This window comes from Shewanella sp. SM73, assembly GCF_025653795.1.
In the GTDB taxonomy this organism is placed as follows: Bacteria; Pseudomonadota; Gammaproteobacteria; order Enterobacterales; family Shewanellaceae; genus Shewanella; species Shewanella oncorhynchi.
On record NZ_JAKKRY010000015.1, the window covers coordinates 1 to 24,051 of the forward strand.

General features: G+C 48.0%; 30 protein-coding genes and 2 pseudogenes. 16 read left to right on the plus strand and 16 right to left on the minus strand.

Annotated features, from left to right (window positions below; genetic code table 11):
* Positions 1-177: type II toxin-antitoxin system Phd/YefM family antitoxin (locus tag L5M51_RS17830; protein ID WP_263174020.1), on the minus strand; the 177-nt coding region annotated here is incomplete at its 3' end.
* Between the two features lie 158 nt (positions 178-335).
* On the opposite strand from L5M51_RS17830, the pseudogene L5M51_RS17835 reads away from it, so the two are divergent.
* Positions 336-1,661, plus strand: a pseudogene (locus tag L5M51_RS17835) (Tn3 family transposase); the annotation flags it as partial.
* A gap of 69 nt (positions 1,662-1,730) precedes the next feature.
* Here L5M51_RS17835 and L5M51_RS17840 read toward each other — a convergent pair.
* From L5M51_RS17840 to L5M51_RS17865, 6 genes are all read right to left on the minus strand, one after another.
* On the minus strand, positions 1,731-2,267 hold the full coding sequence (locus L5M51_RS17840) for a peptide-methionine (S)-S-oxide reductase (protein WP_317629952.1): 537 nt from the start codon (positions 2,265-2,267) through the stop codon (positions 1,731-1,733).
* A gap of 29 nt (positions 2,268-2,296) precedes the next feature.
* Positions 2,297-2,797, minus strand: coding sequence for a peptide-methionine (S)-S-oxide reductase MsrA (msrA, locus tag L5M51_RS17845; protein ID WP_011711652.1), 501 nt, complete (start codon positions 2,795-2,797; stop codon positions 2,297-2,299).
* 2 nt (positions 2,798-2,799) lie between these two features.
* The gene (gene msrB / locus L5M51_RS17850; protein ID WP_011711653.1) at positions 2,800-3,246 is read right to left on the minus strand and encodes a peptide-methionine (R)-S-oxide reductase MsrB; all 447 of its coding nucleotides are present in this window, start codon (positions 3,244-3,246) and stop codon (positions 2,800-2,802) included.
* 236 nt (positions 3,247-3,482) lie between these two features.
* Positions 3,483-3,998: a YkgB family protein gene (locus L5M51_RS17855; protein WP_011711654.1), complete on the minus strand. Its 516-nt coding sequence runs from the start codon at positions 3,996-3,998 to the stop codon at positions 3,483-3,485.
* Between the two features lie 137 nt (positions 3,999-4,135).
* Complete coding sequence (locus tag L5M51_RS17860; protein ID WP_011711655.1) at positions 4,136-4,690, minus strand: carboxymuconolactone decarboxylase family protein; 555 nt, start codon at positions 4,688-4,690, stop codon at positions 4,136-4,138.
* A 58-nt stretch (positions 4,691-4,748) separates the two neighbouring features.
* Positions 4,749-4,910 (minus strand): peptide-methionine (S)-S-oxide reductase, encoded by a 162-nt coding sequence (locus L5M51_RS17865; protein WP_223290059.1) that lies wholly within the window; start codon positions 4,908-4,910, stop codon positions 4,749-4,751.
* Positions 4,911-5,778: 868 nt separating this feature from the next.
* Here L5M51_RS17865 and L5M51_RS17870 point away from each other — a divergent pair.
* Positions 5,779-7,065, plus strand: a complete 1,287-nt coding sequence (locus L5M51_RS17870) for a GAF domain-containing protein (protein WP_000257537.1) — start codon at positions 5,779-5,781, stop codon at positions 7,063-7,065.
* A 617-nt stretch (positions 7,066-7,682) separates the two neighbouring features.
* Complete coding sequence (locus L5M51_RS17880; RefSeq protein ID WP_002119794.1) at positions 7,683-8,660, plus strand: sensor domain-containing diguanylate cyclase; 978 nt, start codon at positions 7,683-7,685, stop codon at positions 8,658-8,660.
* A gap of 219 nt (positions 8,661-8,879) precedes the next feature.
* Here L5M51_RS17880 and L5M51_RS17885 read toward each other — a convergent pair whose 3' ends face one another.
* The 5 genes from L5M51_RS17885 to msrA (L5M51_RS17905) all read right to left on the minus strand — a co-directional run bounded on the left by L5M51_RS17885 (position 8,880) and on the right by msrA (L5M51_RS17905) (position 11,272).
* Positions 8,880-9,527 carry a peptide-methionine (S)-S-oxide reductase MsrA gene (locus L5M51_RS17885; protein ID WP_223846397.1) on the minus strand — a complete coding sequence of 216 codons (648 nt, stop codon included), beginning with the start codon at positions 9,525-9,527 and terminating at the stop codon, positions 8,880-8,882.
* A gap of 220 nt (positions 9,528-9,747) precedes the next feature.
* Positions 9,748-9,993 (minus strand): glutaredoxin family protein, encoded by a 246-nt coding sequence (locus L5M51_RS17890; protein WP_011711656.1) that lies wholly within the window; start codon positions 9,991-9,993, stop codon positions 9,748-9,750.
* A gap of 54 nt (positions 9,994-10,047) precedes the next feature.
* Positions 10,048-10,488 (minus strand): peptide-methionine (R)-S-oxide reductase MsrB, encoded by a 441-nt coding sequence (gene msrB / locus L5M51_RS17895; RefSeq protein ID WP_005403705.1) that lies wholly within the window; start codon positions 10,486-10,488, stop codon positions 10,048-10,050.
* 31 nt (positions 10,489-10,519) lie between these two features.
* Positions 10,520-10,780 carry a glutaredoxin gene (locus L5M51_RS17900; RefSeq protein WP_005403706.1) on the minus strand — a complete coding sequence of 87 codons (261 nt, stop codon included), beginning with the start codon at positions 10,778-10,780 and terminating at the stop codon, positions 10,520-10,522.
* A 3-nt stretch (positions 10,781-10,783) separates the two neighbouring features.
* Positions 10,784-11,272 (minus strand): peptide-methionine (S)-S-oxide reductase MsrA, encoded by a 489-nt coding sequence (msrA, locus tag L5M51_RS17905; protein ID WP_069785042.1) that lies wholly within the window; start codon positions 11,270-11,272, stop codon positions 10,784-10,786.
* A 122-nt stretch (positions 11,273-11,394) separates the two neighbouring features.
* Here msrA (L5M51_RS17905) and L5M51_RS17910 point away from each other — a divergent pair, with 122 nt between their 5' ends.
* Together L5M51_RS17910 and L5M51_RS17915 are read left to right on the plus strand one after the other, a co-directional pair.
* The gene (locus tag L5M51_RS17910; protein ID WP_002123001.1) at positions 11,395-12,330 is read left to right on the plus strand and encodes an AraC family transcriptional regulator; all 936 of its coding nucleotides are present in this window, start codon (positions 11,395-11,397) and stop codon (positions 12,328-12,330) included.
* 2 nt (positions 12,331-12,332) lie between these two features.
* Complete coding sequence (locus L5M51_RS17915) at positions 12,333-13,073, plus strand: hypothetical protein (RefSeq protein WP_011711659.1); 741 nt, start codon at positions 12,333-12,335, stop codon at positions 13,071-13,073.
* 186 nt (positions 13,074-13,259) lie between these two features.
* Here L5M51_RS17915 and L5M51_RS17920 read toward each other — a convergent pair whose 3' ends face one another.
* Positions 13,260-13,547: a hypothetical protein gene (locus L5M51_RS17920; RefSeq protein WP_004911214.1), complete on the minus strand. Its 288-nt coding sequence runs from the start codon at positions 13,545-13,547 to the stop codon at positions 13,260-13,262.
* A gap of 366 nt (positions 13,548-13,913) precedes the next feature.
* Between L5M51_RS17920 and L5M51_RS17925 the strand changes: the two genes are divergently transcribed.
* Complete coding sequence (locus L5M51_RS17925) at positions 13,914-14,942, plus strand: IS30-like element ISShes10 family transposase (RefSeq protein ID WP_011711660.1); 1,029 nt, start codon at positions 13,914-13,916, stop codon at positions 14,940-14,942.
* A 72-nt stretch (positions 14,943-15,014) separates the two neighbouring features.
* Complete coding sequence (locus L5M51_RS17930; protein WP_011711661.1) at positions 15,015-15,491, plus strand: DM13 domain-containing protein; 477 nt, start codon at positions 15,015-15,017, stop codon at positions 15,489-15,491.
* 407 nt (positions 15,492-15,898) lie between these two features.
* On the opposite strand, the gene merR is transcribed toward L5M51_RS17930, so the two are convergent.
* Positions 15,899-16,354, minus strand: coding sequence for an Hg(II)-responsive transcriptional regulator (merR, locus tag L5M51_RS17935; protein WP_001166628.1), 456 nt, complete (start codon positions 16,352-16,354; stop codon positions 15,899-15,901).
* A 71-nt stretch (positions 16,355-16,425) separates the two neighbouring features.
* Between merR and merT the strand changes: the two genes are divergently transcribed.
* The 9 genes and pseudogenes from merT (at position 16,426) to L5M51_RS17980 (ending at position 21,426) form a co-directional block, all read left to right on the plus strand.
* A complete protein-coding gene (merT, locus tag L5M51_RS17940) occupies positions 16,426-16,821 on the plus strand; it encodes a mercuric ion transporter MerT (protein WP_001294653.1) in 396 nt (131 codons plus the stop codon).
* A gap of 15 nt (positions 16,822-16,836) precedes the next feature.
* On the plus strand, positions 16,837-17,112 hold the full coding sequence (merP, locus tag L5M51_RS17945; RefSeq protein WP_000732275.1) for a mercury resistance system periplasmic binding protein MerP: 276 nt from the start codon (positions 16,837-16,839) through the stop codon (positions 17,110-17,112).
* Between the two features lie 27 nt (positions 17,113-17,139).
* Entirely contained in the window at positions 17,140-17,565 is a 426-nt protein-coding gene (gene merC, locus L5M51_RS17950) for an organomercurial transporter MerC (protein WP_000522996.1), read from the plus strand.
* Between the two features lie 38 nt (positions 17,566-17,603).
* Positions 17,604-19,289, plus strand: coding sequence for a mercury(II) reductase (merA, locus tag L5M51_RS17955; protein WP_000209296.1), 1,686 nt, complete (start codon positions 17,604-17,606; stop codon positions 19,287-19,289).
* 17 nt (positions 19,290-19,306) lie between these two features.
* The gene (gene merD, locus L5M51_RS17960) at positions 19,307-19,672 is read left to right on the plus strand and encodes a mercury resistance co-regulator MerD (protein ID WP_001277466.1); all 366 of its coding nucleotides are present in this window, start codon (positions 19,307-19,309) and stop codon (positions 19,670-19,672) included.
* Positions 19,669-19,905 carry a broad-spectrum mercury transporter MerE gene (gene merE, locus L5M51_RS17965; RefSeq protein ID WP_001087807.1) on the plus strand — a complete coding sequence of 79 codons (237 nt, stop codon included), beginning with the start codon at positions 19,669-19,671 and terminating at the stop codon, positions 19,903-19,905. The genes merD and merE overlap by 4 nt, the downstream gene beginning before the upstream one ends.
* Positions 19,906-19,970: 65 nt before the next feature.
* The gene (locus L5M51_RS17970) at positions 19,971-20,183 is read left to right on the plus strand and encodes a DUF3330 domain-containing protein (RefSeq protein WP_000993245.1); all 213 of its coding nucleotides are present in this window, start codon (positions 19,971-19,973) and stop codon (positions 20,181-20,183) included.
* A 157-nt stretch (positions 20,184-20,340) separates the two neighbouring features.
* Positions 20,341-21,027 (plus strand): annotated as a pseudogene (locus L5M51_RS17975) (DUF4113 domain-containing protein); the annotation flags it as partial.
* 123 nt (positions 21,028-21,150) lie between these two features.
* Positions 21,151-21,426, plus strand: coding sequence for a transcriptional regulator (locus L5M51_RS17980; protein WP_041413367.1), 276 nt, complete (start codon positions 21,151-21,153; stop codon positions 21,424-21,426).
* Between the two features lie 156 nt (positions 21,427-21,582).
* Here L5M51_RS17980 and L5M51_RS17985 read toward each other — a convergent pair whose 3' ends face one another.
* A complete protein-coding gene (locus tag L5M51_RS17985; RefSeq protein ID WP_263173958.1) occupies positions 21,583-23,115 on the minus strand; it encodes a nucleotidyltransferase in 1,533 nt (510 codons plus the stop codon).
* Entirely contained in the window at positions 23,112-24,050 is a 939-nt protein-coding gene (locus L5M51_RS17990; protein ID WP_263173960.1) for a CBASS cGAMP-activated phospholipase, read from the minus strand. The genes L5M51_RS17985 and L5M51_RS17990 overlap by 4 nt, the downstream gene beginning before the upstream one ends.
* Position 24,051: the final 1 nt, after the last annotated feature.

The window sequence follows — 24,051 nt, forward strand, 5'->3', positions numbered from 1 at the left end:
CACCGCTTTGGATTGAAGCAAATGTAATTTTAGTGTCTCGATACTTTGGTATGCATCAGCTGAAATAACAACGGCCACAGGCTTGCCATTTTTATTAATTTGGATTGGAGCTTGTTGAGCTTTGAGCAACAAATCTCCAAAGTGAATTTTTGCTTCATTGGCTGAAAGAGTGTTCATTTATCACCTTTAAACGAATCGTTCGATTCGCTCAATTTACACCAGTTGGGCGATAAAAGTCAAAAATGCACCTTATCAAAATGTATACATTTTGAACCTTATAAAATTCGGCTAAATTTACGTTTTAACCGCGTTGGGCAAATTTAGCCAACTTTGCTAAGCTGGATGAGCCGCCCAGCCTAACGCAGCTCTCTCAACAAGTCGAATCCTTAGTGCCCAGCGTGGACCTGACGGAGCTGTTGCTGGAGATCCACGCCCATACCGGCTTTGCCGATGAATTTACCCATGTTAGCGAATCTAATGCCCGAGCCGAAGACCTGACTGTCAGCGTCTGCGCCGTGCTTTTGGCGGAAGCATGCAACATCGGCTTAGAGTCGCTGATTAAGCATCAAGTACCCGCATTAACCCGACACCGCTTAAACTGGGTCAAACAGAATTACCTGCGTGCCGAGACGCTGGTGAAGGCCAATGCCAAACTGGTGAACTACCAGTCTACTTTATCTCTGGCCAATAAGTGGGGCGGTGGAGAGGTGGCATCCGCCGACGGTATGCGCTTTGTCACTCCGATCCGCACCATCAATGCAGGGCCGAACCGGAAGTACTTTGGCTCCAGCCGAGGCATTACCTGGTATAACTTTGTCTCGGATCAGTTTTCCGGATTTCATGGCATTGTCGTCCCAGGAACACTGCGTGACTCCATCTTTGTGCTGGAAGGCCTTCTGGAACAGCAAACCGGCTTGAACCCGATGGAGATTATGACCGATACCGCCGGTGCCAGCGATATGGTGTTTGGCTTATTTTGGTTGCTTGGATACCAGTTTTCACCGCGTCTTGCAGACGCAGGTGAATCCGTGTTCTGGCGCGTGGACAAGGCCGCTGACTATGGCCCATTGGATGAGCTAGCTCGCAGTTGCGTCAATACCCACAAAATCGAACAACACTGGGATGACATGATGCGCATTGCGGGATCGCTCAAACTGGGTACAGTGCAGGCTTCCGAGCTGATCCGTTCGCTACTGAAAAGTGAGCGGCCTTCCAGCCTAGCACAAGCCATTATTGAAGCGGGCCGTATCAATAAGACACTTTACTTGCTGAACTACGTGGATGATGAAGACTACCGCCGTCGAATTCTGACCCAGTTGAATAGAGGAGAAAGCCGTCACGCGGTCGCACGGGCGATCTGCCACGGTCAGCGTGGTGAAATTCGGAAGCGGTATCGAGAGGGGCAGGAAGATCAACTTGGCGCGCTGGGTTTGGTGACTAACGCGCTGGTGCTGTGGAACACAATCTATATGCAGGCCGCTCTTGATCACTTGAAACAGCAAGGCGAGGATGTGAAAGCAGAAGACGAAGCCAGATTATCTCCGCTCAGCCATAAACACGTGAACATGTTGGGGCATTATTCGTTTACCCTTACTGAACAAGTACTAAATGGGCAACTGAGGCCGCTGAAACAACCACCGGAGCTGGACAAATGGCCTTAGCGTACGTTTTCGTACCATTGGGCTTCACACCCCGTAATCATGACGCTCGAACTTGCAGAGTAGCACAGCCTATATCGATGTTAACTCTACACCTGACTCTGTCAATTTATGCGTATCAACATAGTGGCTGAAACGTGCTAATAAGAAGGTGAGTTTTGGATGAATGTACCTTTGACAAAATGGTCTGTTGGGTGCTGTATAAAAGTAGTCGATAAGCTCAGTTTTATTCGCTTTAAAATCCTTAAAAAAATAAACCTGAGTAATGACTGGCTGCTCAAAATCAGCTCTACAGGCATCTAATATGTTTACAGCCTGGTTATACTGAACCTCATAAGCGTATATCGCTGAACGATATTTACCACGCATTGAGTGGTTTGATGTGCTCGCGTGAGTATGTAAATGGATTTCGATCAAGGTTGATAAAGAAATAACAGTCGGATCAAAAACCACTTCAATGGCTTCGCTGAACTGAGCGTTGTCACCAATTGAGGCGATCCAACCTTGATTGACAGTAGCAATGCCAATAAGTGATGAAAATACGCCTTCGGTGCACCAGTGACAACCACCGCCTAAGCCGATTGTATTAAGGGTGGTTGTCGTATGCAAATTGCAAGTCTGTGTGGGCTGCTGCAAACTCATTGAGATGAGGGCAACTTCCAGTCTGGTCTGGGGAAGTGGCAGGTATAGCCATTTGGTCGGAGTTCCAAATAGTCCTGATGCATAGCCTCCGCTTCCCAAAAATCACTTGCAGGTTCGACTTCAGTCACTACTTTTCCAGGCCATAATCCCGAAGCATCCACGTCAGCAATGGTTTTTACTGCCTCAGCATGCTGTGCCTCAGAGGTATAATAAATGGCTGAGCGATAAGATGTGCCCTTGTCATTACCTTGTCTATTTACTGTACTAGGGTCATGAATCTGAAAGAAAAACTCTAAAATTTGTCGATAGCTGGTGATTTCATTATCGAACATTATTTCAATGCCTTCAGCATGGTTACCATGATTGCGGTAGGTAGCATTAGCCACTTCACCACCGGTATAACCTACTCGGGTTGAAGTGATACCGGGACGTTTGCGGATAAGATCCTGCATGCCCCAAAAGCAGCCACCGGCTAATACTGCGCGTTCAATTGCCATAATTAAATGTCCTCTACTTGGTCTAAATACTCTGCGTAACCTTTACTTGCCATTTCTTCCCTAGGAATAAAACGTAATGACGCTGAGTTAATACAATAACGTAGGCCACCCTGGTCTTTGGGACCGTCTGAAAATACATGGCCTAAGTGACTGTCGCCATGAGTTGAGCGCACTTCTGTGCGGGTCATGCCGTGCGACCTATCAGTGATTTCAATTACGTTGACAGAGTCTATCGCTTTGGTAAAGCTCGGCCAACCACACCCTGATTCATACTTGGCAGAAGACGCAAATAAAGGCTCACCTGACACGATATCCACGTAAATGCCGGGCTTGGTGTTCTTTAGCAATTCACCAGTCCCTGGACGCTCTGTACCATTTTCTTGCGTCACCCGATACTGCTCCTTAGTCAGAGCAGAAATCGCATTCATAGATTTTTGATAGGTATTCATAAATGTCCTCTTATAGAGTAGAGCCATGTGCCTTTCAGATTATAAGAGACCTTCTGTTTACAGAATTTATTTCACTTAGGCCGTTAACCCGAAAAAATGATCTGATCCAGTAGTTCTGTACACCGCGCTAAGTGAGTAAAATCACATAACGAGGTGCCTATGACAGCTAAAAAGAACTGCAAGACCTATACCGCAGAATTTAAGGCCCTCTAACTTATAGTTGTTTCGGATGCGGCTTATTTGTTTTTGTGCTCCAGTGCTGTAAGTGATGTGCCTACGATAAATATAGACACGACAAACAAGCCTAAATCTTTTAGCAAAAACTGGCCAGGAACCACAGAGATCGCAGGAAACCCAAGAGATGCCTCAAAAACACCGGGTGTAGTCAGCATGAACGACAATGTCGTAAAAAAGAGTCCGGTTGAAAGTACACCGCCCAAGATTGCGAGCTTAGGGGAGAAAACTCGTGCAGCGATTAACAGGCCAACTGAAATTTCAAGCACACCCAGAAAATTTGAGAATCCTTGAATGCTGAGGAAACTATACATCCATGAAAGCAGAGGGCTATTACTAACAAAACCATGTATACCGTTTGCTTCGTAGCTAGTGAATTTCATACCACCAAACCACAAATATATTATCGTCATGGCAACGTAGATGCCACCTATACCAAACTTAGTGACTTTTGCACCGAGATTATTACTAAGGATATTGGTAGTCTGGACACCATTTTCAATTTCGGGAATAGTCATCTTATATCTCCAATTATTTTTAGCCATGTGGACTCACTCTATGTAGCCCACTAAAATGATATGACTCTTGAGAAAAACTATATGTTTACTCGAGTCGAACCTAACTTAGGTAATTGCTGTAGTTGAGCACCAATGGATTAGACATCAATGCCTAGTGGTTGAACGGCCGGGAAGTCGACCTCGGTCTGTGTCACTTCGTTAACGTAGTTAGTGAAAGTGTTCAGGGCAACAGCCAACAGAATATCCACTACATGTGCATCACTGTAGCCAGCGTTCAGCACCGCTTGGACCTGGTCATTGCTGACTTGCCCGCGCTGGCGGACTACGGCGGCAGCAAAACGCACGGCTGCGTCGGCCTTAGGGTCATTTGATGCACCGCTGCGGTTGGCAGTGAGTTCAGCATCATCAAGCTTGGCCACCTTACGGCCTAGGAAGGAATGGCCAGCAAGGCAATAATCGCAGCCGTTGATCTCAGCGACGGCTAGGGCAATACGCTCAAGAGTCGCTGTACCCAAGCCGCCCTGTGCTGATGCTGCGCTCAATTGCAGGTAGCCAGTCAGCGCAGCAGGGCTGTTGGCAACGACGCGGAACATGTTAGGAACGCGGCCCAGTTGTTTTTCCACAGCCTTGAGTGAGGTATGGGTAGCAGTAGGCGCGGCGTCGATTGTGGTAGGGGTGTTCAAACGTGACATAAATTTCTCCTAGTGATTTGAAAGACAGCACGCTGTATTGGCGTGGAATAAATTGTATTTAAGAAGGTTCTGCTTGATAATCCGTTGCTATCAGACAGCTCATCTTCACGTCTTGCGCAGTCGCCATTTCAGTGCCACTACACACCTTCGTTGACGTCACGCCGTCCTGATTTCTAAGGAGGTCTTCGAGACTCCAAAAACACCCTCCGGCAACGATCACATTATTTATTTTTCATAAAGCCTCCTTGGTTTTTATCTATTTACTAATGGAACTGAATTTACAGCATGTAAAATAGATATAACATGCTCAATAGTTCGTATAATGTGACTTATTAGACAGTTTACGTAGGGGCTATGTATGGATGCAGACTTTGGATATCAGATTAAAAGAGTTGTGAAATTAAGGGTTCACGAAAAACTGCAAATATAGGGCAAATCAGATTGTCTATACCCATAATTTAGAGCGCCCGAGCATCAGGAACTCACTGAAAGCAGACGTTTCTGAAAATAAACAAGGCACAGCGCTTGAAAATTTCGAGACATCAACGTTTTGCCAAAAGGCTAAAAATGCGTGCACTACTCATTTCGCATTTAAAGAGAGCATCGGTTATTAGGCAATAACGATGTGGCCAAAATTTGTCGACCACTACACTATCTCGTAAACGAGTTTGATAGACGTCAACTAGTACGTATTTTTAGTGTAAGGTCATATTAATGCACGATGCTAAACTCTGCTGTGAGCTAGGTAGGATGTATAAATACCATAAATATTTCAATGCTTTACTTTTTAAAGCTCAAGTGAGTTACTCAGTTCCGACTGTTGGTGGCAGATTTGGAATCTCGCGATTTGTCTTAAATGTCAGCCAAGCAAGTCTCTCGCTAATAAAGTGTTGACTATCCCTGACAAAGTAACAATTTCTTGCCATAATCAGACTTAAGCACTTTACTTAGAGTGTATGTGCGCCGCTTAATGCATCAATGCTGCTAATTCCCTGATTGACATCAATCACTTTGTTTCCTGTTTGATACTCTGAGATAAACAAGATCGAATGATGCAAAAGGGGACTATTTAAATACTGAGGGAACAAATGGCAGTAGATTTGAGCATAGAAACCGCTCTGCTCCTAGAGCGCTGGCAAGGCATTGTAAACTCGATGGCTCAAGTCGCGGAAGTGCCTTGTGTGCTGATTAATCGATTAGATAAAAACGAAATTTGTCAGGCTGTTGGCAGTGTGTCAGTACCAACTTTTTATTGCGGTGAACCTGTTCCATTGGCACTTAACACTTATTGTTCCCAAGTCATTTCCAGTAACCAGCCATTACTAGTTGAAAATGCAATCGGTACCCGATATGAAAACAATAACCCAACATTTGCAGCAGGCTTTAGTTATTACTATGGCCTGCCATTGCTTTGGCCTAGCGGAAAAACTTTCGGTACTTTGTGTATGTTGGACTTTTCAAGCCCAGATCGGGCATCACAACACTGTTCCTTACTCACACTTTTTAAGCAGGCCATTGAATACGATTTACAGATGCTTCAACAACAGCAAGATCTGCTAAAGCGTGAGCAACAAGCAGACAAAAAATTTATACAACTATTCAATGAGATGTCAAATAGGATAAGACCGGTAACTAATAATAAGTTGCTTCAATCTGAGTTGTTTGTACTTTTGACAAGCCAATACCAATACTGGCATCAGGAACTGGATAAGCAGCTTAATCAAACCGTCCTGACTGATGAAAACTCCATTCATATAGCGGCACTGGTTCGAATTTGGTCAAATTTGTTGGCGATTGCCCATGAAACAGAATGGTTGAGAGCTACGGCAGTTCTAGAACCTTATAGTTGTGATGCTGTTGCGTCACTGGTCAATGCAACTCCATTATTAGAACAAGCAGTGTATAAAACAGCGCTGACCCTTGGTGCTGATCTCGTTTTGAGGAGTCATTTGCCTAATCCACTGTTACTAAGTGGGAAACCAGAGTTATGGTCTCTGATAGGACTAGCTATCACGAGCTTTTTAGTTGTTGGCGCCAGCGGTACAAGTATAACTATTTTTGTCAGTAACCGATTAAAAGGTAAGTACAGAGTTTTGGAATGGTCCCTTCTTGTAAAAGGCCAGACGATGCCGCTGCGTTTTACCCGCGATAATCAAGCGCTTTATGGTTTTGCAACAGTATGTGCCGAGTTAGCGGGTGCTGTTCTTGAATCTGGTGAGTGGCAATTAACTGAGAGTCTTCAGCAACAGAGTCGTTATCTCAACTCAAATCGTGATCACGTTGACGACATTGAAAGCAGGAATGCTTCAAGAACTGCTAATGGCATAACCAGGCTTATCTGCTTATCGATACCGGTGATGGGAGACGATTTATAAACACTCAGCGATGATCAGCGAAGTTGTGTTTTAGTTTTCTTGTTGGCACTACATCCGGTATGGCGGCCTTTAATCTGAGAGTGACACTTGGGATAACTGAAAAACTGGCTGTGATTCTGCTGAACGGAGCTTGGTGCTAAGCATGTTGGCGTCATTCAAAGCAAGGTCAACACTGCTATTAACGTTTACGATTATCTGACGGACGTGCTGCTGCGCGTCAACCAACATCCAGTAAGCAAGGTACATGAACTAATGCCGAAGTTACGGAAAGCTCAGTTCGAAAGCGCATTACAGCGTTCAGCTCTATTTAGCAATCCCGATGCTTCGGTAAAATAAGCCACGGAAAATGCTCCGGAGGCCGCATGCACACTAAATAGATGACGTTAGACGAAGAGTTGGATTTAAACGAGCAAATTATAGAGCCTGCGACCGGAAAAGCCAAAAGTTTATAAATACAGCTAAAACTCAAATCAAGCAGGCGAATATTGTACAAAACAATACCATTGCTACAGAGATAACTTCAAGTCTGACAGATCTATGCTAGAGTTAAATCAACGATTTAATTCATTTTTCTATGCAGGATCTTTGAAAAATGCAGTAGAAAAACGGAGAAGTACATGACCTTTAGTTTAGCTCAAACAGCTAGTGCAGAAACCACACTAAAAGCACCTGCTGAAGCAGATCAGAACCTGCGGGATATCACTGAACTGGCGTGTTATATCTGTGATGCACCAGTGGCTATGGTGACGCGAACCGATGACACAAAGCTGAATCTAATTGCAAAAGTTGGTATTTCGCGTACCTCTGTATTAATTAAAGAGTCCTTTTGCGTGTATGCAATGGAAACACCTGATGCGGTAATGGTGGTCCCTGACGCTACTTTAGATCACAGATTCAGTACCAATGCTATGGTGATTTCAGGACCTGGCTACCGATTTTATGCTGGCTCGCCGCTGATTGATCCCGAAGGTGCAGTGATTGGTACTATTTGTGTCTATGATCATGTTCCTAAGCAGCTGAACCAGCGGCAGATAAGCTCTTTGCAGGCTCTGTCCAGACAAGTGATCGCCATACTGGAGCTGAAAAAAGTCGGCGAACAATTACATAATACCAGCATGACGGATGCGCTGACAGGGGTGAACAACAGAAGAGCTTTTGACCTCAAGTTTGAAGCTGAATTTGCTCGCTGGCAAAGAACAGGACAATCTTTTGTACTGGCATTGATTGATATTGATCACTTTAAGAGTTTTAACGACAGCTATGGTCATGCCGCAGGAGATGAGGCACTGAGTCAAGTCGCGGCTCTGTTTCAGCGCCATAGCAGGAACTATGACTTTTTCGCCCGTTATGGTGGTGAAGAGTTTGTGCTGATCCTGCCAGGCACAGACACAGCGTCCGCAAATAAAACACTGGAAAAGTTAAGGCTGGTAGTGGCTAACCATGAGTGGTTATTACGACAATTAACGGTCAGCATAGGTTTGGCCAGCGCTGATTTATTTGACGACAAAAAGCAGTTGCTCGAAGTCGCCGATCAGATGTTATACAAAGCTAAAACCCAAGGCCGCAATCAAACCAGTGTGTTCGCCACACTGTAAGAGATCTGTTCATGCTGCGCTGATCTCAAGACCTCATAAAAACTGAGGTCTTGCTTCGGTCGATAAGCTGGTCTGATATTGGCATTATTTATTCCTTTCAAATACATGGGTAATGCGACTTACACAGATTTTTTATGCTCTCTTGGACTCCATGTGAAGGAGATCGTCACATTCTTTACATATAGAAAATAGAGTTCTTTAGCCAGCTGCAATTTCAGATTAACCGATTCGGTAAGCTTTCTGCATTTCCGGAGACAACTTTTTTAGCCAGCTTGAGAGACTGAAGCCTTTTCTATCGGTACTATTTAATTTAGTAAAATACAGATGTTCATCCCAGCGAGGACCGAAATCTACTTCTGCAAGACTTACAAGCTGTTTGTTTCTGCGAAGACGATGCTTTTGATGGTAATCTTCGGCGGGCCAAAAATAACCATTTTGTTCTCCGGCCTCAATCACCTCGGGAGATTTCTCCTTTCCAATCGCTTGAATCAGTTCTTCAGCTACTTGTTTTTGCTCCAGATCAAAAACAAAAAGTATCTGGCGATACTGGCCCTGCTTTCTACCATGAACAGACCATGATTCAAAACTTCCAAGAAGTTCCCTGTAGCTGATTTGGTCTTTATCGTAGATCACTCTGACGACTTCGGCGTGTCCGTTGATGTTGCGGTAACTCGGATCCAGAGTTGATGCTCCAGCGTAGCCAACACGTGTTTGCACTACTCCCTGCGTCCCTCCAAAATTAGAATCCGGTCCCCAAAAGCAACCCATGCCGAAAACCGTTTGACTAAGCTTCCCGATTTTCAATGCTTCTTCGATTGCTTCAGGGGTTGCAAATTCATAGCTTTCAACACCGTCTTCTTTATTCATTTTTAGATCCGACATATTTTTCACCTAACTTTCAAAAATTGAAGCCACTCCCATTCCTCACGCCGTGCAAACGACGATAAGACCACGTTTTCCAACACCAGCTTGATGAAGTATCTTTGCTAAAACTCCGCAGCATGTTTCTTGGTAACACAACTGCGGAAAATTGCTGTAATCATTGATCTTACTGCTTATTAAGTTATTAATAATTCTAAAAAACTCATTATTTCATTGAAGCTTCCAACCACCTGTCAAGGTCCTTGAACTTGGGGTTTCTCAGCTTCTTTGTCCCAACCACTATTGTCGGGAAATTCAGCTTTCCGTTCGAATAGAGGGAGCACAGTTCATCAGCAGCCGCGTCGTCTTCATGAACATCCAAAAAAACAAACTGGCTCCCTTTTTCTTGCAAGTACGAATGGTAAATCTTGGTTTTATGGCAGTCTTTATGACCGAACAGCTTAATCAACACGAACGGCTCCTTTTTTCAAAAGGTTCACTTTCATAAACCCCCTCGATTTAAAAATTATTCTACAAACTTCAATGACTCCGAGTTAATACAGAATCGGACCCCTGATGGCTCAGGACCGTCTGGAAAAGCGTGCCCCAGATGGGCTTCGCACACATTGCATAGCACTTCGATTCTGCGCCCGAAGGTCGTATCCAGTTCATATTGAATTACGTTGTCTGCGACTGGCTCAGAAAAACTCGGCCATCCCGTTCCCGAATCGAACTTTAGGTTCGAGTCAAAGAGTTCGGTGTCGCAGCCCACACAGGCGTACCTTCCAGCTTCATAAAATGAACAGAGTTCTCCGGTGTGCGCGCGTTCGGTGCCTTTCATCCGCATGACCCGAAATTGCGCTGGCGTCAGAATTTCTTTCCACTCTTCCTCGCTCTTTTCTACTTTTTTGGGAGGCGCGGGAGTGCCGTTATCCAGGTAGTTGTAAATGCTTTTCCAATTGAACATATATTTGCTCCTTTATTTTAGGGTTCACTCTTTAGCTATCAATCCACGAGAAGAAGTCTGTAGCACTACCAATGAATTCTCCATCCACAAAAACTTGCGGTACAGTTTGGAGATTTGTTCTTTCCTTCAACTCCAGGTAAGTCTTCGGATCGTCGTCTACGCGAATTTGTTTGAAATCGACCTTTTCAGCAGTTAGGTAATTCTTCACGCGTGCGCAAAATGGACAATGGTCTTTCGTATAAATAACAACATTCTTAAGTGCTTTCATTTTTTCCTCGTTCATTTGGTTCATGATTTAGTCTCTTTCAAAATGGCAAGAGTATCCGCTGGGATTCCTCTGCAAATAGTTTTGGTGATATGCCTCAGCGTCGTAGAATTCTTTTTCCAGGGTGACGGTCGTGACCACTTCATTCTCGAAGCGACCGATCTCATTGACCTCATCAATCACGTTTTCGATAATCGCTTTCTGTGCATCGTCACGATAGAACGCTGCCGAGCGATACGAAGTGCCAACATCATTTCCTTGGCGATTCTTCGTAGTCGGATCATGGATTTTGAAAAAGTAATGTAGAATCTCTTCGAGAGATATTTCGTCTTGGTCGTATTCCACGCGAACCGCTTCGGCGTGCCCCGTTTTCCCTGTTATAATATCGGCGTAGGTAGGATCATCAAAATCTCCGCCAGAGTAGCCCACCTTCGTTGACGTCACACCGTCCAGACTCCTAAGGAGGTCTTCGAGACCCCAAAAACACCCTCCGGCAACGATCACATAATCTAGTTTCATAAAGCCTCCTTAGTTTTCATCCACTTACTGATTAGACTGACTTTACAGCATGTAAAATAGATATAATATGTTCAATAGTTCGTATAACATGACCTATTGGACAGTTTACGTAGGAGCTATATATGGATGTTCTCAGTGAAATTTTAGATAAGGTAGAGCTTACTAGCAGCTACTGGTATAGAACCTCATTTGCGGGAGACTGGGGCATCAGCCTCCCGCAGGAAGAGAATCTAGCGAGATTTCACATCGTGACTCATGGCGAGTTTTGGTATGAGGTGCCAAAACTTAAACTTAAAGCATTGGCGGAGCAGGGCGATATTTTGATCTTTTTCAAAGGGATGGAGCACACCATGGCCAGTGCACCAAAAATCAAGGCCGAGCCTGCGGTCGAATTTAGAGCTAAAGCCAACCTCACCGAAGCTCAAGTTTTGGAATACGGTGATCAGAGCAAGCTCAAAGCCAACGTCGTTTGCGGACATTTTTGTTTTAATGGCGGACCCGATCATCCATTCTTAAATTCGCTGCCAAATGTCGTGCATATCAAGAGTGCTGATAACTCCCACTCGCCTTGGCTTGCCATGCTTTTAAGTATTATAGAGCAGGAAGCAAAATCAGGGCTTCCTGGAAGCAACACGTTAGTCAGAAAGCTGACCGAAATTATCTTCGTGCAAGCGTTAAGAATCCACATGTACAAATCCAATAAAAATGCTGGATTCTTCAAACTGATCGAAAATCCGCAACTCAGCAAAACCTTGGAAGCTATTCATCATAGTCTCGATAAAAAATGGGGTCTTGACGATCTCGCCGGGATTGCGGGGATGTCGCGTACGAACTACAGCGTCAAATTTAAGGAGCTGTCAGGCATGACACCTCTTGATTATTTAACCTATTGTCGGCTTGAAAAAGCAAAGCAGCTGCTTAAAGAATCCGGTAAGTCTGTTCCCGAAGTGAGTGAAGCCATTGGGTATCCGGCACATGAACACTTTCAAAAGTTGTTTAAGAAAAAAATTGGCAAAACTCCTAGCGCGTACAGAAAAGAAAATTCTGAAAAGGTGTAAAAATGAATATCTATAACTCTCCTGTTACCAAAATAGCTTTCTGGGTCATAGTCATTGGTGGTGCGGCTTGCCTGCTTATCCCTTTGTTTGCACCTCTTCTTCCGCTGCAATATTTGAAAGGTTATGGCGAAATAGGAGATGTTCTTGGAGGTATTTCAAGCCCATTTGTACAAATTCTGGGTTCAGTGCTTCTCTTTCTGGTGTTAAAAGCTCAGATTGACGCTAATGGCATCCTCCATCAGCAAATCGAAAAGGAATATACGAAGGAGCAACTGAGGCACGAGTTGAATCAGCTTCACGAACTTTATATGTTCGTCGAAAGAAACATTAAAAATTTTAGCTACGATCAGGAAAAGATGATTGATGGCAAGTCGCAAATGATCCTTTTGCATTCCCGGCGAGCGATTAAATGTTTCATTGAGGATCTAGAGAGCTTAGATGTTGATATTCACAAAGATGACGACATTTTAAGGTTCGACGGGGTTAAAGAAATTATGAGCATTTTGAACAGCGTTGACCTATATTTCGACAAAATCAAAGACAGCGAGATTGCACCTTATCATAAGAGTTTTTATAAAACGCTTATGCAGCACGAACTTCTCTTCAGCGTTTTTCCTTATCAAGATCTCGACAATCAAGCGTACCTAAAACAAGAGCATTGCCCAGAGTGTGGTGAATATCATGCAAATTATCCGCCACTGATTTATGACCGGTTACAGAAAATTAAAAAAAGTTTCTCCTGATGTATTATGGATATTTATTCGGTATCGGTCCTACCAAAAAGCTATTTGTAGTATCTCGAGTACGTGCTGTGGTGTAGTAATTCCAATCTTAGAAAACTCAAAGCTTATTCTGAAACTATCGGAATTGTCGGTTGGGTGAGACTTAGTCGCCCCGTAAAGCCTTATCGGGGCGGCAAAGATAACTTTTTATATCACTGCTATTGATGACGTCCTTTGTTTACTAAAGTTGTAAGCCCTTATTCTTTGTTTTAGACCTTCAACCACTCCGGGCTTGTCACTAGGAGAGTCCCCTTGGCTAACCTTAGCCGTCAGATCGTATTCAGCGATTTCTAGCCGGTCCCCCTGAATCATTTTACGCCAACCGTTCCACAACTTAGGGTCAAGCTCTTCGGTACGCCAACCATCGGTCGGTTCGCTCCGACTCGCTAAAGCCAGATCCCTGATTTGGTTCTGGAGCGTTAGATCGTCAATCATTGTTCAGCGCCGTACAAAAATGCTATTTTGTTCATACTCAATGCGTTTGTGGGTTTGGTTTGTTTGGCGACTGATCTGATCGCGCAAACTGCATTGAGTTCCCTTACCTGAGTGATCTACTATTTCGCACAGTTATTTAGCTTTATCGTAACGCTCAAGAAATTGGGCTTAATGCCGAATACAATAAAATAAAACAGCCAACCCTTGAGGCTCTTATGCGCCAGAATTTACCAGTGACGGGTCGAAACTTAGAACTCCCAAAAGATACCAATATTCTTTCGACTACCTCCCCTCAAAGCCATATCACGCACGGCGGCCGCAAAAACTGAGTGCAACACCTGACCTTTCCGGTACGGTGCTGCCACTATGTCCTATCACGAACTCAGTATCCCCGAACGTGCGACCCTTCAACTCGGCCTTGCCCAAGGTTTCAGCCAGCGGCGAATTGCCCGGATGCTCGGCCGCTCCCCCTCGACCATCAGCCGGGAGCTGCGCCGCAACCGGGCCCCTGGCACCCGCTACCAGGCCTGTGCTGCCCAGCAGCAGATGCAGGTCCGCCGCCAGGTCTGCAGGCCTCAGTGCAAGCTGCTGCCGGGCAGTGAGCGCTTCGAGCTGGTCGTCCATATGCTGCGTGAGGGTTTGTCTCCCGAGCAGATTGCCGGCAAGCTGCGCAGCATGAACATACCCAGCCTCAGAGAGGCCTACGTCTGCCGCGAGACGATCTATAACGCGATCTACGCCCTGCCGGTCGGTGGCCTGCGCAAGGAGCTGATCATCTGCCTGCGCCAGGGCAAGACGAGTCGCAGGCCGCGCTCTGGCGGCGTCGATCGGCGCGGCCAGATCCCTGAAATGCTCAGCATCCACGTGCGCCCGCCGGAGGTCGAAGACCGGCTGATGCCAGGCCATTGGGAGGGCGACCTGATCAAGGGCAAGGCCAATGCCTCGGCGGTGGGCACCTTGGTGGAGCGTACCAGCGGCTACCTGATGCTGATCAAGATGGCCGACGCGACGGCGACCTCGGCGCTGGAGGGCTTCAGTGCGGCGCTCAATGGCATGCCGCTGGCGGTGCGCAAGAGCATGACCTACGACCAGGGCCGGGAGATGGCGCGGCACGCCGAGATCACCCAGCGGACCGGGGTGGCGATCTACTTCTGCGACCCGCACAGCCCCTGGCAACGCGGCAGCAATGAGAACATCAATGGACTGATCCGCCAGTACCTGCCCAAGGGCACGGACTTGTCGGTGCATAGTCAGGAAGCCCTGGACGCCATCGCTTTGCAACTGAATATGCGACCGCGCAAACGCTTCGACTTCAAATGCCCGATCGAGGTGATGGGCGAAGTGATGCAAGAAGCCGTGGTGATGCGGCATGATGCTCCCGCTTCAATTCAATAACCCCTTGCACTCAGATCCTGCAACCAGCTATTATGATGGACACACCAAATAACTCACTGCATGAGGCAACCCATGAAAAAGCAATTAAAAATAATTCTGCTCGCGTCCCACCTGGCTCTGTTTGGCGCGGGAGTTGGGCTAGGGATCTATATACTTCCGATTTTGACAGCACAAGAAAACGCCACCATCGCCGAAATTGAAGAAGTGCAAAAGGTGGCAAAGTATAGCGGAGAGTTCAAGAAAGATCAGAAAGGCAGCGACGCCCTTCACTGGGCGAATGGACAACTTTTTGTTACGGATAACGAAATTGTATTTAAAGGTGATGTAGCACCTGGTCCAGACTACAAAATTTACCTGACAAAGAAACAAGCCACCGACAAAGAATCGTTTTTGGACATAAAGAAAGAAGCAATTCTGATTGGCGAATTGAAAAACTTCGGGAATTTCAAGAAAACCATTCCTGCAAGCGTCAACGTCAACGAGTTTACAACGGTCCAAATATGGTGCGAGCATTTCTCTAAGTTCATCGGCTCCGCAAAATATCAGTAAACAAGCTTAAACTTGGATCTTGCCTGTTCACGAATAACATGCGCCTCATGCCAATGGAAATTAAAGTCTTGCCGGGCATGAGGCCTCCCCTCCACGTCTAGATTCTTGAAGTCAAAATTGACCTCAACCGACCCTCAGACACTGACTACGATGCCTGCATACCCTGAAGCGGTTCACCAGATGGGCTTGCGACAGAGATAAGTACGCGCCAACCTCAGATGCCGCTAAGGCTCTATACGCCGCCTTATCGGAATGGGTGGAATTTTGCGCGCGAGCGTCTAATGTTATCCAAGAGCGAGGGCTCTGATTAGTCCCGTCTCCCATGAAGATTCGCAGACTAAGACCCCTATTAAATCTGTAACATTTCGCTAGTTGGGGTCGTCTCAGAATTCGGAAAATAAAGCACGCTAAGGCGTAGTCACCCCGTGACTCCCCCGCGCCGATGCAGCGAGCTTCGTTCCGTCTTGCAGTGACGCAATCAGCGGGCAGGAAACGTTCCCTTTCCGCGCATGGCAGGCGCACACCAGTTCAGACAGCACGGCCTCCATGCGTGCCAAGTCGGCCATCTTCTCGCGCACATCCTTGAGCTTGTGCTCGGCCAGGCCGCTGGCTTCCTCGCAATGGGTGCCATCCTCCAGCCGCAGTAGCTCGGCGATTTCGTCCAGGCTAAAGCCCAGCCGCTGGGCCGATTTCACGAACCGCACTCGTGTTACATCCGCCTCGCCATAGCGGCGAATGCTGCCATAGGGCTTGTCTGGCTCCGGCAGCAGGCCCTTGCGCTGGTAGAACCGGATGGTCTCCACATTGACCCCGGCCGCCTTGGCAAAAACGCCAATGGTCAGATTCTCAAAATTAATTTGCATATCGCTTGACTCCGTACATAACTACGGAAGTAAGCTTAAGCTATCCAAACCAAATTTGAAAGGACAAGCGTATGTCTGAACCACAAAAGTCTGAACCACAAAAGTCTGAACCACAAAAGTCTGAACCACAAAACGGGCGCGGCGCGCTCTTCGCCGGTGGGCTGGCCGCCATTCTTGCGTCGGCCTGCTGCCTGGGGCCGCTGGTTTTGATCGCCTTGGGGTTCAGCGGGGCATGGATCGGCAACCTGACGGTGCTGGAACCCTATCGCCCGATCTTCATCGGCGCAGCGCTGGTCGCGCTGTTTTTCGCCTGGCGGCGCATCTACCGCCCGGCGCAAGCCTGCAAACCGGGTGAGGTCTGCGCGATTCCCCAAGTGCGAGCTACTTACAAGCTCATTTTCTGGATCGTGGCCGCGCTGGTCCTGGTCTCGCTCGGATTTCCCTACGTCATGCCATTTTTCTATTAATCACAGGAGTTCATCATGAAAAAACTGTTTGCCGCCCTCGCCCTCGCTGCCGTTGTTGCCCCCGTGTGGGCCGCCACCCAGACCGTCACGCTGTCCGTGCCTGGCATGACCTGCGCCTCTTGCCCGATCACTGTCAAGCACGCGCTTTCCAAGGTTGAGGGCGTGAGCAAGACCGACGTAAGTTTCGACAAGCGCCAGGCCGTCGTCACCTTCGACGATGCCAAGACCAACGTCCAGAAGTTGACCAAGGCGACCGAGGACGCGGGCTATCCGTCCAGCCTCAAACGCTGATCCGTTAACCGAACTCGGGAGCGACACATGGGACTCATCACGCGCATCGCTGGCAAAACCGGCGCGCTCGGCAGCGTCGTTTCCGCGATGGGCTGCGCCGCCTGTTTTCCTGCCATCGCCAGCTTTGGCGCGGCCATCGGACTGGGCTTCTTGAGCCAGTACGAGGGGCTATTCATTGGCATCCTGCTGCCGATGTTCGCCGGCATCGCGTTACTCGCCAATGCTATCGCTTGGCTCAATCATCGACAGTGGCGACGCACGGCGCTCGGCACGATAGGCCCGATCTTGGTGCTGGCAGCGGTGTTTTTAATGCGGGCTTACGGCTGGCAGAGCGGTGGACTGCTCTATGTCGGCCTGGCCTTGATGGTTGGGGTGTCGGTCTGGGATTTCATCTCGCCAGCACATCGCCGCTGCGGGCCGGACAGCTGTGAATTGCCAGAACAACGTGGCTGACGGCAACAGCCGTAGCCACCACAGAAAAGGAAAAATACATGACCACCCTGAAAATCACCGGGATGACCTGCGACTCGTGCGCGGCTCACGTCAAGGAAGCCTTGGAGAAAGTGCCCGGCGTGCAATCGGCGCTGGTGTCCTATCCGAAGGGCACAGCGCAACTCGCCATTGAGGCGGGCACGTCATCGGATGCGCTGACTACCGCCGTGGCCGGACTGGGCTACGAGGCAACGCTTGCCGATGCGCCACCGACGGACAACCGCGCCGGCCTGCTCGACAAGATGCGCGGCTGGATAGGGGCCGCTGATAAGCCCAGTGGCAACGAACGCCCGTTGCAGGTCGTCGTCATTGGTAGCGGTGGAGCCGCGATGGCGGCAGCACTGAAGGCCGTCGAGCAAGGCGCGCAGGTCACGCTGATTGAGCGCGGCACCATCGGCGGCACCTGCGTCAACGTCGGTTGTGTGCCGTCCAAGATCATGATCCGCGCCGCCCACATCGCCCATCTGCGCCGGGAAAGCCCATTCGACGGCGGCATGCCACCCACACCGCCGACGATCTTGCGCGAGCGGCTGCTGGCCCAGCAGCAGGCCCGTGTCGAAGAACTCCGTCATGCCAAGTACGAAGGCATCCTGGACGGCAATTCAGCCATCACCGTTCTGCACGGTGAAGCGCGTTTCAAGGACGACCAGAGCCTTATCGTTAGTTTGAACGAGGGTGGCGAGCGCGTCGTGATGTTCGACCGCTGCCTGGTCGCCACGGGTGCCAGCCCGGCGGTCCCGCCGATTCCGGGCTTGAAAGAGTCACCCTACTGGACTTCCACCGAGGCCCTGGCGAGCGACACCATTCCCGAACGCCTTGCCGTAATCGGCTCGTCGGTGGTGGCGCTGGAGCTGGCGCAAGCCTTTGCCCGGCTGGGCAGCAAGGTCACGGCCCTGGCGCGCAATACCTTGTTCTTCCGTGAAGACCCGGCCATCGGCGAGGCGGTGACAGCCGCTTTCCGTGCCGAGGGCATCGAGGTGCTGGAGCACACGCAAGCCAGCCAGGTCGCCCATATGGACGGTGAATTCGTGCTGACCACCACGCACGGTGAATTGCGCGCCGACAAGCTGCTGGTCGCCACCGGCCGGACACCGAACACGCGCAGCCTGGCATTGGAAGCGGCGGGGGTAGCCGTCAATGCGCAGGGGGCCATCGTCATCGACAAGGGCATGCGCACCAGTAGCCCGAACATCTACGCGGCCGGCGACTGCACCGACCAGCCGCAGTTCGTCTATGTGGCGGCAGCGGCCGGCACTCGTGCGGCGATCAACATGACTGGCGGCGATGCGGCCCTGGACCTGACCGCAATGCCGGCCGTGGTGTTCACCGACCCGCAGGTCGCCACCGTGGGCTACAGCGAGGCGGAAGCACATCACGACGGGATCGAGACCGACAGTCGCCTGCTAACACTGGATAACGTGCCGCGTGCGCTTGCCAACTTCGACACACGCGGCTTCATCAAGCTGGTCATCGAGGAAGGTAGCGGACGGCTCATCGGCGTGCAAGCGGTGGCCCCGGAAGCGGGTGAACTGATCCAGACGGCGGTGCTCGCCATTCGCAACCGTATGACCGTGCAGGAACTGGCCGACCAATTGTTCCCCTACCTGACCATGGTCGAAGGGCTGAAGCTCGCGGCGCAGACCTTCAGCAAGGACGTGAAGCAGCTTTCGTGCTGCGCCGGATGAGGAAAAGGAGGTGTTCAATGAGCGCCTACACAGTGTCCCGGCTGGCCCTTGATGCCGGGGTGAGCGTGCATATCGTGCGCGACTACCTGCTGCGCGGATTGCTACGGCCGGTCGCGTACACCACGGGCGGCTACGGCTTGTTCGATGACACCGCGTTGCAACGGCTGCGCTTTGTACGGGCTGCCTTCGAAGCGGGTATCGGCCTGGACGCACTGGCGCGGCTGTGCCGGGCGCTGGATGCTGCGGACGGTGACGGTGCGTCTGCGCAGCTTGCCGTGTTGCGGCAACTCGTCGAGCGTCGGCGCGAGGCCCTGGCCAGCCTCGAAATGCAACTGGCCGCCATGCCAACCGAACCGGCACAGCACGCGGAGAGTCTGCCATGAACAGCCCAGAGCACTTGCCGTCTGAGACGCACAAACCGATCACCGGCTACTTGTGGGGCGCGCTGGCCGTGCTCACCTGTCCCTGCCATTTGCCGATTCTCGCCATTGTGCTAGCCGGCACGACGGCCGGCGCGTTCATCGGGGAGCACTGGGGTATTGCAGCCCTCACGCTGACCGGCTTGTTTGTCCTGTCTGTGACGCGGCTGCTGCGGGCCTTCAAGGGAAGATCATGACCGCTTCCCAGCCAGCCGAGAGTGGGCAGCTTTGAGCTTCGCTACCAATCTGGAGGAGTACCACCATGAACGCAAACGCCCCGAACACTGCCAGTTGCACCACCTGCTGCGTATGCTGCAAAGAAATTCCGCTCGATGCCGCCTTCACCCCGGAAGGCGCGGAATACGTCGAACATTTCTGCGGGCTGGATTGCTATGAACGCTTCCAGGCACGCGCCAAGGCCGCGACAGAATCTGACATTGCGCCTGTCCCTGGCGGTTCGCAGCCGTCAGATTGAGGCATGCCCTAACTGGGCGTCAGGCCGGAACCTTGGGCAGTGTCAGAATAGGGCCGATTCCAGCATTTTCTGACGACTCGCCTGCAACCTCTAGGGCCTCAACCTGACAGGCCGCACGCTTAGCGTACGATTTTGTCCGTTTTCTCTATCGTCCCCTATTAGTAAAAAACTAGAGTTGATGAATATTAAAACGGCCTACGACCTAGCACAAATGCCTGCAGGGCATGCTCGTAAGCAATTTAGCATTGAAATCGAGCGTACGGTTCGTGAGCTAAATGGCATCGAGTGCAAACAATGGGATCAGGCAAGAGCCGATAAACAGCAGATATTTTCAACTCGTTCAGTTGGTGAGCGGATAACCGATTTTAACTCTTTACTGCAGGCATTGAGTAAGCATGTTGGAATTGCAGCAGCGAAGGCAAGGGCACAGGGATCTAGTTGCAAATCAATGCTACTGTTCGCCAGTAATTCGCCTTTTGATGATCAACCTAAAAGCTTTAAAACGCTGATCCATTTCCCATGTGCGACAAATAGCACGGTCGAAATGACGCAGGCTGTCTCAGCGGCTGCACCCAAATTATTCAGAGAAGGTGTACGTTACTACAAAATCGGAGTTGGGCTCATCAACCTCGTTTGTGACAAGCGTCAGCAATTCGACTTATTTAATGCGCCAAAAGCTAATCCTGCTTTGATGCAAGCGCTTGATGGCATTAACTTTAGGTATGGCCGTGATACGCTGTTCTTAGCTGCACAGGGAATCGAACAAAAGTGGGCTATGCGGCGAGAACTGCTTAGCCCTCAGTACACAACCAAGTGGGACTGTTTGCCTATGATAAAATGCTAATTTTGACCCTTTTCAATTTATCTGTGGCCGAAGTTGTAATGTTCGGTCCTGTTGGGTTGACCATATTTTGGTATTGCTCCACATTGTATTCAGGATCATTTGCGATTTGACTGGAGGAACTAAATGAAGAATTCGAAATTCAATACATTGCTCTCAAAATGTGATCCAACGGCCCCAATACCTAATGATTTAGCAGAATTGCTTGATGCCCCCTCTGTTGGAAAAGAGGTCATTCCTTATAGTGTAGAGAAATCAATAAGTTCTGAAGAAGAGTATCGAGCTGCTTTAAAGCGAATTGACGAACTGTTTGATGCATTGCCTAATACCGCCGAAGGTGACGAACTTGAAAAATGGATTTCGTTGATTGAATCATATGAAAATGACCACTTCCCAATGTAAATCAATATTGCCCCAAAGCGTGCCAGAGAAACTTTTTGCCGTCATTACAGAATTTCATCAGTTGACCAAATTTTTGTAATGTTACAACGCCTAGATTAGTTAGCAGCGTAAGTGTTGTAGTTTTTGCACTTAATTCTTCTTGGAAGTTCACGTTATTCATACAGCGAACCTATCTCTGACGCTTACGACAAATTCACCAGTTCTCGCAACGCATACACGATCTTTGATGACGAATCCCTCAACCCAATGATCACCAGTGTAGGAGGTGGATTCTGTTCGATAAATTTCGTCTGCAGACGTGTTTGATTGAGTAGATATTTCCCCCCTAAGCTGCCCTACATTTGCCGCCTCTTGACCTGTGTTTACTACCTGCCAATAAACGTCGAACGGTGCAGGAACATTAGTCTTAAGTTTGAACTTTAACTCCTTTCCTTTGAGTAAAGGCTGTCCAGACTGAAACTCTTTCCAATATATGTTGGATTTATAACTTGCTTTTATATTCGCTGAATATATGTTTGCAACAATAGGGTATCGAAGTTGTTCCTTATGGGGCACATTAAAGCTTAGTGCAGGTAGATTTGTTGGTTTGTATACATCAACAAGTGACTTAGTTAACTTATCTTCCTCGATAAAGGTATCAATATTGATGAAATCGTCTCTGAGCCAATCCACCCATCGGAAAAAAGCTTTTGCTCTTGCGTTATCATCCTCATGCCATCGGTCAGCGAAGTTTTCTCCCGGATTAGCAGGGTTGGGGATAAGCCACTTCCCATCAGATGTGCGAGTTATCAATGTGTAGGTATTTCTTGCGTAGTAATCATTAAAAACAAAGCTATTGCTTAATTGATGAGAGTGCTGGTTTAAAGATGATATTAGATTTCTCAACGTGTCATAGATAGTTGCTTCATTGTTATAACTATTGGCAGCTAATACAGTAATGATCATTGAGATTGGTTTGAAGGTTTCAATATCTGATTGTGAAAACCTTACGTCACGGTGTCTCTTTAATAGCTGATTGGCCCTCTGCAACGGCGTTTTAACGTGGATATTTGGAACATCGTCAATCGAATTGTACAACTGTCTTTGATTGTTGAAGATGCGTTGTTTCTGAGTTAATTTTGCTTGTTCAAATACAGTGCCATTTCTTTCGTAAAACCATGCAGCAAATCCTTTCGGGTTGCTCGTTGTCCAAGAGTAGCTGTTTTCTTGATCTTTATTTGTAGCTGCAATTGATTGAGGTCGGGCTAATAAACTGTTTTCTACAACAGAAGGGAGTATATCCATATGGAATCCAACCCCATCATCTTCAGCATAGTTAAGAGTCCAGCAGCGCTTTCCTTCATCATCTAACAATCGGGAATAAGTGCCATTCTCTTTAATCCGTTCCCCAACCTGATTTTTTACAGTGGAGGCTAGTACAGCCTGTTTTGAATGCCCCAAGTTGCAGACCAAATCAATGTCATAATCTGCATCTTTACTATTTTTGAATGGGCGGATTTCTGTTCCAAGCTTAAAAGAGCCTTGAAGGTATACCTCTGGGACACGAAATGTTCCAGGATAGTTACCTTGCTCTAGGTGCGTTTTCATTGAATTAAAGCGATCAATCGCTTGCTTATATTTAGTCGGTGAAATATCCAACTTTTTCGCCGCTGTTAATAGGGCCTCTTCCCTAGAAACTATTTGAGTCACGATACATTTCCTCCTAAGACAAAGTTGCTAATCTCTTTACTTCCATATGTAAAATTCTTGTCGGCTAAACTGATCAAATTATCGATTTCAGAAACGTCATCGAGTGGCAGATCAGTATCTGACTCAAAATCAATTCTTAATATTTGCTCAGGCTTCAAATGAAGCTTTAGATAATTCAACGCGCTTTGGCTCTGAAGCGATAGCATGAAACTTATAAATTCTTTATGCTTCCAGCCCGTTGCAAGACCCCAGTCTCCCTTGTGCTTTAAACCATAGGCGACTTTGGAATGACCGGTGCCGATGGATACCACTTGTATATCATCGTAATTTATCCCCAGTCGTTTTTGGGCATCGATAACAGCCACTAATGCTGGGTTGTTTGCCCACAGACCACCATCTGATAACAAGTACTCATCAACTTTATGAGGGTCAAAATATGTTGGGGCTGAGCAAGATGCTAGAACAGCATCTCTGACTTTGACCAACCTATCGCGATTAAACGTTGGGTCATAAGCCGATTTAAATACATGAACTCCGCCGTTACCAACATCCGTTGCAGGTAGAATCAGAGGCTTGGCAATTTGCCCAAGCGTACTATCGTTGAAAACACCTTTAAGAACTTTATATAAACTGCCACAGTCATAGACGCTTTCAAGCAACGGTTGCGTAATGTTTCGAAGCTTCTTAAAAGGTATTCTCGACTTTTTCTTTTTGAAAATATCTTCGCCATGTTCTTTGTACATGTTAACTATTTCGGTTGCGCGGATGTCGCAGGCAACACCAGCCGCTATTATGGAACCCGTACTAGTGCCAGCTATCATGTCGAATGACTCTAAGAGATTGATTCCGAGTTTTTCTTCGAAACATTTAAGTATGTGCGCAGGGTAAACCCCTCGTATTCCACCGCCATCAATGCTTAAAATCTTAAAAGTCATA

What these genes read in the sequence shown, in the direction of transcription:
- msrA (WP_011711652.1), bottom strand. Translation starts at nt 2,797, where the DNA reads ATGGCAATTGAACGCGCAGTATTAGCCGGTGGCTGCTTTTGGGGCATG.
- L5M51_RS17855 (WP_011711654.1), bottom strand. Translation starts at nt 3,998, where the DNA reads ATGACTATTCCCGAAATTGAAAATGGTGTCCAGACTACCAATATCCTT.
- L5M51_RS17860 (WP_011711655.1), bottom strand. Translation starts at nt 4,690, where the DNA reads ATGTCACGTTTGAACACCCCTACCACAATCGACGCCGCGCCTACTGCT.
- merP (WP_000732275.1), top strand. Translation starts at nt 16,837, where the DNA reads ATGAAAAAACTGTTTGCCGCCCTCGCCCTCGCTGCCGTTGTTGCCCCC.
- merT (WP_001294653.1), top strand. Translation starts at nt 16,426, where the DNA reads ATGTCTGAACCACAAAAGTCTGAACCACAAAAGTCTGAACCACAAAAG.
- L5M51_RS17925 (WP_011711660.1), top strand. Translation starts at nt 13,914, where the DNA reads ATGTCCTATCACGAACTCAGTATCCCCGAACGTGCGACCCTTCAACTC.
- L5M51_RS17885 (WP_223846397.1), bottom strand. Translation starts at nt 9,527, where the DNA reads ATGAATAAAGAAGACGGTGTTGAAAGCTATGAATTTGCAACCCCTGAA.
- msrB (WP_005403705.1), bottom strand. Translation starts at nt 10,488, where the DNA reads ATGTTCAATTGGAAAAGCATTTACAACTACCTGGATAACGGCACTCCC.
- L5M51_RS17910 (WP_002123001.1), top strand. Translation starts at nt 11,395, where the DNA reads ATGGATGTTCTCAGTGAAATTTTAGATAAGGTAGAGCTTACTAGCAGC.
- L5M51_RS17930 (WP_011711661.1), top strand. Translation starts at nt 15,015, where the DNA reads ATGAAAAAGCAATTAAAAATAATTCTGCTCGCGTCCCACCTGGCTCTG.
- L5M51_RS17990 (WP_263173960.1), bottom strand. Translation starts at nt 24,050, where the DNA reads ATGACTTTTAAGATTTTAAGCATTGATGGCGGTGGAATACGAGGGGTT.
- merR (WP_001166628.1), bottom strand. Translation starts at nt 16,354, where the DNA reads ATGCAAATTAATTTTGAGAATCTGACCATTGGCGTTTTTGCCAAGGCG.
- msrA (WP_069785042.1), bottom strand. Translation starts at nt 11,272, where the DNA reads ATGAAACTAGATTATGTGATCGTTGCCGGAGGGTGTTTTTGGGGTCTC.
- L5M51_RS17880 (WP_002119794.1), top strand. Translation starts at nt 7,683, where the DNA reads ATGACCTTTAGTTTAGCTCAAACAGCTAGTGCAGAAACCACACTAAAA.
- L5M51_RS17915 (WP_011711659.1), top strand. Translation starts at nt 12,333, where the DNA reads ATGAATATCTATAACTCTCCTGTTACCAAAATAGCTTTCTGGGTCATA.
- merC (WP_000522996.1), top strand. Translation starts at nt 17,140, where the DNA reads ATGGGACTCATCACGCGCATCGCTGGCAAAACCGGCGCGCTCGGCAGC.
- msrB (WP_011711653.1), bottom strand. Translation starts at nt 3,246, where the DNA reads ATGAATACCTATCAAAAATCTATGAATGCGATTTCTGCTCTGACTAAG.
- merE (WP_001087807.1), top strand. Translation starts at nt 19,669, where the DNA reads ATGAACAGCCCAGAGCACTTGCCGTCTGAGACGCACAAACCGATCACC.
- L5M51_RS17900 (WP_005403706.1), bottom strand. Translation starts at nt 10,780, where the DNA reads ATGAACCAAATGAACGAGGAAAAAATGAAAGCACTTAAGAATGTTGTT.
- L5M51_RS17870 (WP_000257537.1), top strand. Translation starts at nt 5,779, where the DNA reads ATGGCAGTAGATTTGAGCATAGAAACCGCTCTGCTCCTAGAGCGCTGG.
- merA (WP_000209296.1), top strand. Translation starts at nt 17,604, where the DNA reads ATGACCACCCTGAAAATCACCGGGATGACCTGCGACTCGTGCGCGGCT.
- L5M51_RS17970 (WP_000993245.1), top strand. Translation starts at nt 19,971, where the DNA reads ATGAACGCAAACGCCCCGAACACTGCCAGTTGCACCACCTGCTGCGTA.
- L5M51_RS17980 (WP_041413367.1), top strand. Translation starts at nt 21,151, where the DNA reads ATGAAGAATTCGAAATTCAATACATTGCTCTCAAAATGTGATCCAACG.
- L5M51_RS17920 (WP_004911214.1), bottom strand. Translation starts at nt 13,547, where the DNA reads ATGATTGACGATCTAACGCTCCAGAACCAAATCAGGGATCTGGCTTTA.
- merD (WP_001277466.1), top strand. Translation starts at nt 19,307, where the DNA reads ATGAGCGCCTACACAGTGTCCCGGCTGGCCCTTGATGCCGGGGTGAGC.